This is a genomic window from Aquimarina acroporae (genome assembly GCF_023195925.1).
Lineage (GTDB): Bacteria > Bacteroidota > Bacteroidia > Flavobacteriales > Flavobacteriaceae > Aquimarina > Aquimarina acroporae.
On record NZ_JALPRE010000027.1, the window covers coordinates 24462 to 38583 of the forward strand.

Genomic DNA, 14122 nt, shown 5'->3' on the forward strand with positions numbered 1-14122 from the left:
CAATGCAGCCTTAATCCTTATCTAGGAACCAAATTTTTCCGCATATTCTGTAGGAGTTTTTTTAAAGTGTTTTTTGAAAGCTTTTGAAAAATATTTAGGATCCCTAAATCCAACTTTATAGCCAATTTCGGCTATACTGCATTCGGTTTGCTCAAGTAATTGTGTAGCTTTTTTCATTCGCATAGAAAGGATAAACTCTTTCGGAGTAAGGTTGGTCCATTCTTTTACCTTAATAAATAACATTGTTCTACTCAAACCTAATTCAGAGCAAAATGAGGCGATATCAAAAGAAGGGTTACCAATATGATTTTCTATGATCTTCATTGCTTTATAGAATAGCTTGTCATCCAGAGATATCAAATTATCGTTCAGTTCAAGCCCCGTATTATTTGCCAATTGTTCCTTTAACCGTTTCTTGGCCCCTAAAAAGTTTTTGATTACCAAGAGAAATTCTTTGATATCAAAAGGTTTTTCAAAATACGCATCGGCTCCAGATTCTAAACCTTCAAGCTTGTGTATTTGCAACGACCTCGATGTTAAGAGTATAATAGGGATATGACTGGTGCGTTCTTCTTCTTTTAATTGTGTGCAGAGCTCAATTCCAGTCATTTTAGGCATTATAACATCACTAATAATGAGATTAGGACTATATTTTAAAGCTTTTCGGTATGCATCTTCGCCATCAATGGCATATATAACACCATAAAATTCTTTCAGTAGATCAATAAGATATTGCCTAAATTGATCATTATCTTCAACTACTAGAATGGTATCTGTTTCTGAAGGAATAAGTATATTCTTAAATTCAGCATCTAAATGATGATCCAGTGATGGTGCCATATCTATTATTGTTGGCTCAATTGGATCGTAAGAAGAGGAGCCGGAGATTTCATTATCCTCCAGGTGGTTTCTACCTTTTTTTAATACTACTTCGAATATAGAACCTGCACCTTGTTTACTATCTACTGTAATCAATCCTTTATGCAAGTCTATTGCTTTTTTTGCAATGAAAAGACCAATGCCACTTCCTTGGTTAAAATGTTTTTGATATTCAATATCGCTGGCTACTTCATAATACTTGTCAAAGATTTTATCAATAAACTGTTTGTTAATACCCTTGCCATTATCTGCTATTTCAATAGTTACATGATCTTGATCTTGACTTATTTTGACACGAATGATTCCTCCTTTTTGAGTGTATTTGAAAGCATTTGAAATGATATTAAAAAATACTTTTTCTAGTTTAGTTTGGTCATAGTACACATGTATATTGTGCTCAATACTTTCAAAAGTATAAGTGTAATTACCTACTTCGGCATATTCTTCAAATGACTTATATATCCCTTCAACAAATTTTACAATGTTTTCGTTTTTGGTGAGAAGTTTGGTATGATGATTTTCAAAAGCCCGAAAATCTAGAAGCTCATTGGTGAGTTTTAGTAATTGGCTTGCATTCTTTTCTATAACCTGAAGTTTATTAAACACATCTTTATTTCCTTTATAATTCTCGATTACCTGTTGCAATGGCGCCAAAATTAGTGTTAAAGGTGTTCTGAAGTCGTGCGAAATATTGGTAAAAAACTCAAGTTTAGACTGATTTATTTTCCGCTGCTGTATACGCTCTTGACGTTCTGAGTTTAATTTATGAGCCAAAATGATTTTGGCTCTCATGTTATTATAAATTACGTATAAAATGAGAGCTATAACGATAACATATAAAATGTAGGCCACTGGTGTTTTCCATAATGCAGCATCTAGAGTAATAGGTAAAATGGTTGTTGTTTTATTCCAGATATTTTCATTATTCGCTTCTTTAACTTCGAAAATGTAATTTCCAGGTTTTTGTATGGTGTAAGAGACCTCATGATTATTGGTAAATTTCCAATCATCGTTTAATCCCAAAAGTCGATACGCATATTTGTGATTCGAAGAATTTACAAAATTGGGTAAAGCAAAATTTATAGAGAAAGAGTTTTGGTTATGATTCAATAAGATTTTGTCTAGATAAGAAATGTTTTCATCAATAGGTTTTCCGTTTATTTTAAACTTAGATAAAATTACTTTCTGGTCGAAATTACTTTCTTTAACTTGTTTTGGGTTAAAAAACGAAACTCCTCTTGTTCCTCCAAAATATAGATTTCCATTACGAGATTTGAGGTATGAATTATTAATAAACTCATTCCCCATGAACCACTCAGATTGGTCATAGATAGTGGACTTTTGTTGTGAAATATTGTACTTGACCATTCCTAAATTACAGCCCACCCATAAATTATACTGATCGTCTTCTACAATACTATATGCCGAAGTAATTTTAGAATTTCGTAAATTGAAATCTATAGCTTCAAATGTATCTTTATTGAGTTGTAGTACTCCTCTTTCTTTGGTGCCAACAAAGATATCGCCTTTATTATTTTGGAAGAGACTAATAATGTTATAACCATAGAAAGTTTTTTGTTCATATAGAAAGTGAAGTATCTCCGGCGATGGAGTATTAAGATCTTTAAACTTAACTTTATTAAGCCCCTTATCAGTTCCAATCCACAAATTTTTATCGTCATCGAAAAGCATGGTCCGAATCCTAACATTGGTTATCGAGTGACTTTGCGAATTGGTTATGGTAATTTGATTCATACCACCGGTCTTTCGATTGTATATATATACTCCATGACCAAAAGTTCCAAACGCTATACAATGATCCATAGCTTTTATAGCATAAACAGGTTTGTCTTTTAGAACGGCATTAATTTTTTCTATAATTATACTCTGGTCAAATGTTTTAGACTCTAAATCATAACGATAAACACCTGATTTAAGCGTTCCTACCCATAATTTGTTTTTTTGAAGTAAAATAGATTTAATATTTGTATTTATTAGTTGGGTGTTAAGCGATTTTGTAGTCTCTTCATCAGACTTTCCATGACTATAGTTTACTTTAATCCCTTGACCTTCGGTAGCGAAATAAAATTTATCTTGTTGATCTTCAACTATAGAACTCACAACACCTAGATGCAAGGCCAAAGGCCCTCTGATATCATAAAATGTATTAAAGTTAGTATTGTTAGGGTTCCACATATTAATTCCGCCATAATATGTTCCAATCCACATAGATCCATTGCGATCAAGAAAAATTTCTTTAATACTGTTTTTGCTTAGACTTTTAGGGTTTCCTGGTTGGGTAACTACGTTGGTAATGCTTTGATCTTTTTTTATAATGAATAACCCATTATAAGTACCTACCCATAAGTTTCCTGAATTATCATATCGTAGTTTTCTTATGTCTTTTTGAGGTATTATATTGGGACTATTTTCTATTTCATTATAGGAATAAAAAATAGATTTTTTGATGTTGTACACGAGTAAACCATTATGTTTTGTACCTAGTAATAAATTACCGTTTACATCTTTATTTATGGCTTGAACTTGAATGTTTTTGATATTATCACCTATTTTCCAATCAAATTTTTCTACACTAAAATCTTTAGAATTTACTAGGTAAAGACCGTTTGAAGTTCCTATCCAGACCGAATCATTTTTATCTTGAAAAATTTCAAGAATAGTACTATTCGAAATTTGAGATTCATTACCTGAAGTATCTGTAATCTCTATAAATTTTGCTTTATCTTTTTGATAGATAAATAGACCACTAGAAGTACCCATCCATAGGTGATTAGAATCTATTTCTTTAATAGTTCTAGTTGAAAAATGCTGATTGGTATTCTTTTCGGTGCTGTAAAAATACCGTGTAAACTTTTGTTCCTTGGGAGAAAAACGATTTAACCCATTATAAGTGCCGACCCAAATGTTACCTTCAGAATCTTCAAGAATTGATAAAATATCGTTGTTACTAAGAGTTGTACTATCATTAGGTGAAGTTCTATAAACTGTGATTTCTTCTCCATTATATTTATTAAGCCCGTCTCGAGTGCCAATCCAGATTTGCCCAAGCCGATCTTGTTCTACAGCCAATACGGTACTTTGAGATAAACCCTCAGATACAGAAAGATGAATAAAATTATTGAAATTATATTCTTGAGAAATAGCAAAAAAATGAATTACCCATACTAGTATGCTAATATTGTATTTCATTAAAATTGGGGTGATTGGTTAAAGAACTTTCTAAAAATAACGCTAAAAACGTATAATATTATTATCGCACTTGACAGTATTTTTGATATAAAGATAAAATATACTTAAATACTGCTGTAGTTTTTCTGTATTTTATTTCACTATTTAATCATTGATAATCAGTTGTTTGTACTTTTTTACCCCTATAATCGGACTTACAGATCAATTAGAATGATTAATATTGAATTGTCAAATTTTGATCTTATTTACCCCTAGTGATTTATTTGATAAAAGGTACTAGACAGAATAATTGGGAAAGATTAGTAATAACGTAAAACACTTAAACATTTAATTTATGAAAACTATTTACGCCCTGAAATCTGTAACGAAATATTACACGATATAACAGAAATCTCTTGTTTGCCTAAAAGATCCAGTTTCCTCTTTCATGATCTAAGGCAATCATTTTTTACATAATGAAAATACCAACCGATGCACATAGTGTGTGACCGGGAGCAAATGGTATTTGAACTCGTCAAGAGTAACTTCTTAGTTTATCTGGGGTTATTTGTTGGCGTCATGAATAATAACTTAACACAAATCACAAACTTAAAGTATCATGAAAATGAGAGTAAATTACCATTATGGTTTAAAACGACTATGCATGGGGGTCTTACTGTTTGCCTTTACCGCTAGTGCCCAAACAGTAGTACAAAAACATGGAAGATTACGAGTTAATGGAAACAAAATTGTTAATAAAGATAATGTTCCTGTAAGCCTAGCAGGGAATAGTTTATTTTGGAGTAATGCTGGAGATACATCAGACTTTTACACCGCTGAAACCGTAGAACACGTAGCGCAAAACTGGAATAGCTCAATTATTAGAGCAGCTATGGGAGTAAAGGAAGATTGGGATGGTGGAAGAGGATATATTGATAGTCCAGCTGCACAAACTGTAAAAATTAGAAAGATAATTGATGCTGCAATTGATCAAGGTATTTACGTAATTGTAGATTGGCATACTCATGAAGCCGAAAAATATACTCAAGAAGCTGCCGATTTTTTTAAAGAAATGGCAAGCTTATATGGTGATACCCCCAATATTATCTATGAAGTATATAATGAACCTATTGGTCAGTCCTGGTCACAAGTAAAAAATTATGCCAATACGGTTATTGCGGCTATTAGATCTGAAGACCCTGATAATTTGATTGTAGTAGGATCACCAACTTGGTCGCAAGCGGTAGATACTGCTTCAAATGACCCAATTAATGATGTAAATACAGCATATACCTTACATTTTTATGCAGGGACGCATTCACAAGGCCTTCGAAATAGAGCACAAACTGCCCTGAACAATGGTGTAGCTTTATTTGTAACCGAATGGGGAGCTGTAGATGCTAGTGGCGATGGTGGCATAGCCACTGCCGAAACAGAACAATGGATGCAGTTTCTTAAAGATAAAGAGATTAGCCATGTGACCTGGTCTATAAGTGATAAACCTAGTAATACAGATCCTTCAAGAACAGAAGGTTCTTCAAAAGTGCAACTAGGAAAAGGGGTAAACGGATTAGTTAATGATGAATTAACCGAATACGGAATATTTGTAAAAGATATTGTAGAGAATTGGTCTGAGAATTCCAATCCTCCTTCAGGAACCATAGAATGTAATACTGTAGATTGTATTATAGAAGCTATGAAAAATGCTCAACCTGGAGACGAAATCATAGTAGCCTCAGGAACATACACAGCAACAGATAAGTTTAACTATGGAAATAAAGCAACTAGATTTGGTTCAGATAAAAATGGAACTTCATCAAAACCAATTATACTTAGAGCTAAAAACCCTTCGAACCCACCAATTTTAAAAGGAGTTAACGGAACCTACGATGGGTACGTAATGTTTATTCTTGGAGATTACTGGATTCTTAAAGACTTAATTCTTGAAGAAGGATCAAAAGGAATTGTTTTTGACAATGCCAACCACGGTAGAATAGAAAATGTTGTAGTTCGTGAATTAGGAGAAGAAGGAATTCATCTTAGAGATGGGTCAAGTAACAATTTGGTGAAAAATTGTAGGGTATATAACGTGGGAATTAAGAAACCAGGAATTGGTGAAGGACTATATGTCGGATCAGATAAAGGACAGCATGAAAGTGCTGGACAAGCAGGAAATATTTTCGATAACAAGTACAACCCAAGATGTGATAATAACACTATAGAGGATTGTATCATTGGTCCAAATGTAACAGCCGAAGGAGCAGATATTAAAGAAGGAACCAAAAATACGATCATTCGTAATTGTACATTTTCCGCCCAAGGATTATCAGGAGAAAATAGTGCAGATGCCTTTATCGATTTAAAAGGAGCATATGGATTTGTATATAATAACACTTTCAATAGAGACGGTTCTACAATCCTTAATGCCGGAGTAGATTTTCTAGATCGTGGTACAGGATTCAATACAGGGTTCAGAAATGCAATTTTTGATAATACGTTCAACTTAGGTAGTAGAGCCAACGAAATCCCAACAGCACGTAAAAAACAAGGAAATCCTTCAGAAATTCATGTTTGGAATAACTCCAGGAATCCAGATTCGCCAGATTTCCCAGTGAGCGACGGAACCACAAACTTTGTTACTGAGTCTTGTCCTAGTTGGAATATTGTTCCTTGTGAAGGAGGTGGAGAAAATCAAACTCCAAGCATTTCTTTTGCATCACCATCTGGAGATATTTCTTTAAACGAAGGATATACCAGTTTTGAAGTCACCGTTAACGCATCTGATGCTGATGGATCGATTAGCAATGTAAAATTGTATGTTGATGGTAATTTAATTCGCCAGGAAGATGAAGCTCCATATACTTGGGGTCGGGGAGAAAACGCTGGTGAACTTCTTGGGTTAGCTGTAGGACAACATACCCTTAAAGCTGAAGCTACAGATAATGATAATGCAGTGAGTAGTGCTACTATTATAGTAACTGTAGAAGGAAATGATCCTGTAAATCAATCGCCAACAGTATCCTTTTTATCTCCTTCAGGTAATTTAACGGTAGACGAAGGATATAGCCTCTATGTGAGTGTAAATGCTTCAGATAGCGATGGAAGTATAAACAATGTCAAACTTTATATTGACAACACATTTATAAGACAGGAAAATTTTGATCCATACGAGTGGGGGCACGCAACGTCACCAAATCCTGATGAAGTAAATAATTTACCTGCCGGAACCTATACGTTTAAAGCCATAGCCACAGATAATGAAGGCGCAACTTCAGAAACTACATTTATACTTACTGTTTCTGGTGGAGATACCGGAGGAGGAGATAATTGCACTTTTGGAACCCCATTAAATAGCGCCTTACCCGCGTTTGATCAAATTTCATTCTCCAATGTTCATGTACTAGGAAATGGAGGACCAGATGTTTCAAACTTTAGACGTTTTAGGATCAATTGGAATCCTCAATATAATGGGCTATATCAATTTGCTATCAATACCAATAATGGAGTCCCCAATTGGTATATAGATTTGAGAAATTCTATGAGTTATAGTTTTAATACTGCAAGTCCAGAATTAACCTTGTCAAATTCTGGGTTACCAGGTTGGGATGGTTCATATTGGGTCGCTAAAGATGGAGCAAACTTCGTTATGGTTTCAAAAAATGGAAGCTACGCACTATACTTTAGCAATTCAGAAATTGCACCTTTTTGCGCTAGTAAATCTCCAGAATTAACCCTGGAAGAAAAACCAATTAAGTTATTTCCAAATCCTGTAGAAGATCAAATGATTTACATAAATGATCTTCCTGAAAAAGCTTCTGTATTACAGGTAATAGATATGAGAGGTAAGGTGATTATTACCAAAAATCTAAATGGTAGTTCACCTCAAATAGATGTGTCCGATTTAGAATCAGGAATGTACATTCTAACTGTGAAAGGAATAAGATATAAAAACTCAACATTATTCACGAAGCATTAGTAGATGCAATGTTTATGCAGCGTCATCGGGTGATATAGGGGTCGCCCGGTGACTTATTAATCAAAAAATTTAGAAACAATGAAGTATTCAAAGCTTAAAAAATGGCTATGTGGATCACTATTGGTATGCGTAAGCAGCATGTTTGCACAGCAAAATATTGTGTATCATAACAATTTTGATCAGCTACCGGTAGGACAATATAACGAAGAAGAAATCGAAGCAGCTTTGGGAGTTAATTTCTGCAAAGGGGCCGACGAAGGAAGAGTGTTCATTTCAGAATTTCAAGAAAGAGGCAATGTCTTAAAAGTGAAATATCCCAAAGGAAAAGTAAAAACTAATGATAGTGGAATGCATACTAAACTATTCTGGAATCACTACGATACCTTTGAGGAGTTATATTTTAGTTACCGAGTATATATTCCGGAAGATTTTGAATTTAGAGCAGGAGCCAAATTACCTGGGCTATCCTATCAAACCAGTGATAGAAATATGTCGCTTAGATTGATGTGGAGAAATGATGGATTATTAGAATTCTATAATCATTTTGAAACAAGACCTACATGGGATGGTTGGACTGCATCAGTAAATTGGAGTTTGCTTGATCCATATGATGAACCAGGAGGTCCGCAACCAGATCAGGTAAAATTAAAAAAAGGGGCATGGAACCATATCGAAGTGTATCATAAATTAAATACACCAGGGCAAAATAATGGAATTATGCGTGGCTGGTTAAACGGTGAATTAGCTATAGATATTACCGATAACGGAGATTATCGACAAAGCGGGCAAGATGATATTCGTTTGAATAGTATTTACCTTTCTACCTTTTTTGGAGGAAGTAGTGATGCTTTTAAACCTACTCGAGATCAATATGCATATTTTGATGATTTTATAGTATCTAAATCAAGGATAGGGTATAATGGTCCTGGGCCTGGAGATGAAAATGAAGAATCACTATCTGTAGCTTTCAAAACACCATCTTCAGATGTTACTGTAGAAGAAGGGTATGATCTTGAAATCGAGGTTGACGCTGTAGATAATGAAAACGATATACGAGAAGTAAATTTCTATATCGATGATAATTTCGTTAGAAGAGAACGTTTTTTTCCATATACTTGGGGCCATGATCGTTCTCCAAATCCGGAGGAAGTAAATGGGTTAACTGAAGGTGTTTATTTGTTAAAAGCAATTGCTATAAATACCAAAGGAGAAACCAAAGAAACCTCAATTACATTAACGGTAGAAAACAATTCTGCCTGCAGCTTTACTTTACCAGCTGCTGGTGGTATACCAGGACTTGATAATGTATATTATAATAATGTGCATATTATTGGAGATAGAGCTCCTGGATTTTTGCATAATTTCGTCAATTTTTCGGTAAAGTGGAACCCCATTTATAACGAACTTTCAAAATTTGCAATACTTACCAACGATGGATTCCCAAATTGGTATGTAGATTTTAGTGATACTGCACAATTTCAGCTCAAAGACACCAATCCCGAGATTACATTGAGAAATACCGGAGTTGCGGGCTTAGACGATAGCTATTGGGTCACCTTAGATAATGGAGAATTAATTTTAAAATCAAAAGACTCATCTACTTTAATTTGCTTTAGTAATTCTGAGCAGCCTCCTTCTTGCATGCTCGGGAAAAGTCAAAAGGTAGTCTCTATTAATAATGCCCAGAGAATTAGAGTGTATCCTAACCCAGCCAAGGAGACGATCTTTATAGAACAAGTAGCCTCATCCTCAAGTCAAATCAATATACTCGACCTTAATGGTGAAGCTATCGCATCTTTTCCAGTTTCATCGAAACAATCTGAAGTTAAAATTTCATTGGAGAAACTCCCTGCAGGATTATATTTTATCGAGGTTAAATCTTCTTCTCAAAAAACATATAAAACCAAATTTATTAAAGAATGATAAATACAAAGTAACCAAAAACACAAACACAAGAAACACTTAATGTCTAACTAATAATTAAACACAATGAAAGCAAGAAGCCTCACTATAAATAATTGGCAGGTTGTGCTAGTAGTTTTACTAAGCATAATTTGTGGAGCCAATGCACAGAATTGCAGCAATAGCCGATTGGTTATTGATCAAAATTTTAGTCAGTATAATGGCCAAAATAAACTCTACACCAGAAGTATGGCAAATAATGACTTCCCTAGGGTCGCGGGAAGAACTTCTGGAGGTAATGTTCGAGGATTAAGCAATGATTTTCCTCAAAGGAACAGAGTCATCAATGGAGAACTACGGGCAGAATTTACAAAAAACGATGCTAGCGGGAGAAGCGGAGGTTTTGTATTCGATAGTAGTTTCGATGGAGCTGAAGAAGCAACTCTAGAATATCGGGTAAAATTTGCCAATGACTTTGTTTGGGCTACCGGAGGAAAACTCCCAGGGTTAGGTGGGGCATCTACACCAAATGGATCACAGCCTGCAGGATGTACACAAAATCAGAATACTGTAAATAATGCATTTTCTTGTAGATTGATGTGGAGATCCAATAGAGCACATACCCAGGAACCATATCTTATTGTATATGATTATTTGCCCAATAGAGAAACACGCTGTGGAGGTAATACACGATTAGGAAACCTAAAACTACAAAGAAACAAGTGGTATACTGTAAAACAATACCTTAAGCTGAATACTCCGGGTCAAAAAAACGGGATATTAAAAATGTATGTAGATGGTCAAAAATTAGTAGATCAGGATGATGTAATGTTTCGATTATCGGGAAAAGGAAGCGTCAAAATTAATTCTATCGTTATGCATACCTACAGAGGAGGAAACCGAACTGATCCTGTTTGGCATTCACCACAAGATGATTATGCATATTTTGATGATTTCAAAGTTTGGACCAATTGTACAGGAGGTGGTGGCAATACTGGGAATGATAAACCAACAGTAGCTATTACAAGTCCTAATAATTCTAGCTACGATGCAGGAAGCGATTTATCGGTTACCATTAACGCTAATGATCCCGATGGGAATATAGAAAAGCATGAAGTATTTGTAAACGGGAACCTTGTAGATACCGATGGAGCAAATTATACTCCCCATCCCTTAACCAATATTCAAGCTGGAAATTATACGATTAAAGTCGTGGTTACCGATAATGACGGTGCTACCGCAGAGGATTCTACGTCATTTACTGTAAATTCAAATGATGGTGGCGGAGATAATACTGGAGGAGACTCCTCATGTAATGGCTATGAAGAACAAAATGGATTGGTAGTTATAGAAGCTGAAAATCTTTCTATATCTGGTAACTGGAAAAGCAAGAGTAATGTTTCTGGGTTTACAGGAAACGGATATTTGGAATGGACGGGACCTGATCATTTTAATGACCCAGGTAATGGTGTTATTAGTACTAAAATTAGAATAAACGCTGCAGGAAGATATAAATTTCAATGGAGGTCAAAAGTTGGCGAAGGAGATAGCCCGACTGAAGCCAATGATACTTGGCTCAAATTTCCTGATGCGAGTAGCTTTTATGCTCAGAAAGGCAGCGAAAGAGTTTATCCTAAAGGATCTGGACAAACTCCGAATCCAGAAGGAGCTGGTGGTCAAGGATATTTTAAAGTATATTCCACAGGAACTACCAACTGGACCTGGACGACAAAAACTAGTGACAATGATCCACATGATATCTTCGTCGAATTCGATTCGCCAGGTGAGTATACCATGCTCATATCGGGGCGTTCAAAACATCATATCTTAGATCGTATTACATTAAACCGTACCAGTGCCAATGCTACAGACTTATCTCTTGCAGAAACTAAATGTGATGATAATGGTAGTGATAACAGTACTGCCACCATTACAGGTGAGCGAAAAAAATGGCATAAAGTAACACTAACTTTTAATGGCCCAAACACTTCTGAAACTGCTAGTGAGAACCCGTTTTTAAATTATCGATTAAACGTGACCTTTACCCACCAAAGTGGTGCTCCTTCATATGTGGTGCCAGGATATTACGCAGCCGATGGTAATGCAGCACAAACTTCAGCTAGTAATGGTAATAAGTGGAGAGCACATTTTGCCCCGGATAAAACAGGGGTTTGGAACTATAAAGTTTCCTTCAGAAAAGGAAATAATGTGGCGGTAAACGATAGTAATACTGCAGGAACAGTTGCAGGCTTTATGGAAGGAGAAACAGGATCTTTTACAATTAGTGCTTCCAATAAAACGGGTAGAGATTTTAGAGCAAAAGGACGCCTACAGTATGTAGGTGAGCATTATCTAAAATTTGCTGAAACAGGAGAATATATGATTAAGCAAGGACCAGATTCTCCAGAGAATTTATTAGCATATACCGATTTTGATAACACCCCCAATGCAGGAAATAGAAGGAAGAATTATGCGCCACATGTTGGTGATTGGAATAATGGCGATCCTACGTGGAAAAATGGCAAAGGAAAAGGGTTAATAGGAGCAGTAAATTATATCGCCAGTGAAGGTCTAAACTCGATGTCGTTTCTAACCATGAATATTAATGGAGATGATGAGAACGTTTATCCATATATCGCAAGCAATCAAAGAACTCGTCTAGATGTATCTAAGTTGGCGCAATGGGCAATTGTCATAGAACATATGCAAAAAAATGGAATTTTTGCACATTTCAAAACACAAGAAACCGAAAATGAAATACTCCTGGATAATGGAAATACAGGAACTCAACGTAAACTGTATTACCGTGAGTTAATTGCAAGATTTGGATATAACTTGGCACTAAACTGGAATCTGGGTGAAGAAAACGGTGGCGGACCGCAACCAGTAGATCAATCACCAGCACAGGAGCGTGCAATGGCAGAGTATTTTTATAAGAATGACCCTTATCATCACCATATTGTTATTCACAAACACCCCAATGATTTTCCCGATTACCTAACAGGGAATCAATCAAGACTAACAGGCTTTTCATTACAAACCAATAAATCTGATTTTAGCAATGTTTTTAGTAAGGTAAAAGAAGGGATAGACGATTCTAGAAATGCTGGAAAAAAATGGGCAGTCGCTTGTGATGAACCTGGAGATGCGCAGCATGCTATTCGACCAGATAACAATGCCGCAAACTCTCACACCGATGGTAGAAAAAATGCTATGTGGGCAACCTTACTCGCTGGTGGATGGGGGAACGAATGGTATTTTGGGTATCAGAATGCACATTCAGACTTGTCACTGCAGGATTTTAGAAGTAGAGATAAATGGTGGGATTATGGCCGACATGCAATTCGGTTTTTTGAGATCGCCAATCTTCCGTTAACTCAAATGCGAAATAATAATTCATTGTCTTCAAATAATAATGACTATTGCTATGCAAAACAGGGTGAAGCTTATGTAGTATACTTAAAAAATGGAGGTTCTACCAATTTAAATCTAAATGGACAAAGTGGTCAATATACAGTAAAATGGTATGACCCTAGAAACGGTGGTAGTTTAAAGAATGGATCTGTAACAAATATTAGTGGTGGAGGAAACAGATCTCTAGGAAATGCCCCCAATAATGGAGGTCAAGATTGGGTTATTCTAGTTACAAAAAATAATACTACTCCGGGAGAGAATACCCCGCCAGCAGTTTCTTTTGTTTCTCCGTCAGGAAATATTTCTCTACAAGAAGGATATACAAATTTTGAAGTAACTGTAAATGCATCAGATAGTGACGGAACCATTGAGAAGGTTGAATTATTTATAGATGATATGCTAATTCGTCAAGAAATTCAAGCACCTTATGAGTGGGGTAAAGGAAACAATGCTAATGAGCTGTCAGGTTTATCTCCAGGAGAACATACCATCAAAGCCGAAGCTACAGATAATGATGGGGCTACTACAAGTAAGACATTTGTAGTAACAGTAACGGGTGTGAATACGAATACACCACCAGTAGTAACATTTACATCTCCTTCAGGAAATTTGACGGTAAATCAAGGATATGATCTTGTCGTAATCGCAGAAGCATCAGATTCTGATGGAAGTATCGCCAATGTAAAACTCTATATCAATAATGTCTTGGTAAGGCAAGAAAACAAAGTGCCTTATGAATGGGGGCATGATAATTCGCCAAAT

General features: G+C 35.5%; 4 protein-coding genes. 3 read left to right on the forward strand and 1 reads right to left on the reverse strand.

Annotated features, from left to right (window positions below; genetic code table 11):
* Positions 1–21: 21 nt before the first annotated feature.
* Positions 22–4089: a hybrid sensor histidine kinase/response regulator transcription factor gene (locus M0D21_RS22635; protein ID WP_248334084.1), complete on the reverse strand. Its 4068-nt coding sequence runs from the start codon at positions 4087–4089 to the stop codon at positions 22–24.
* Positions 4090–4687: 598 nt separating this feature from the next.
* Between M0D21_RS22635 and M0D21_RS22640 the strand changes: the two genes are divergently transcribed.
* The 3 genes from M0D21_RS22640 to M0D21_RS22650 all read left to right on the forward strand — a co-directional run.
* Entirely contained in the window at positions 4688–8044 is a 3357-nt protein-coding gene (locus tag M0D21_RS22640; protein ID WP_248334086.1) for a cellulase family glycosylhydrolase, read from the forward strand.
* 78 nt (positions 8045–8122) lie between these two features.
* On the forward strand, positions 8123–9967 hold the full coding sequence (locus M0D21_RS22645) for a T9SS type A sorting domain-containing protein (RefSeq protein WP_248334094.1): 1845 nt from the start codon (positions 8123–8125) through the stop codon (positions 9965–9967).
* Positions 9968–10033: 66 nt separating this feature from the next.
* On the forward strand, positions 10034–14122 hold a 4089-nt coding region (locus tag M0D21_RS22650), incomplete at its 3' end, for a polysaccharide lyase (RefSeq protein ID WP_248334101.1).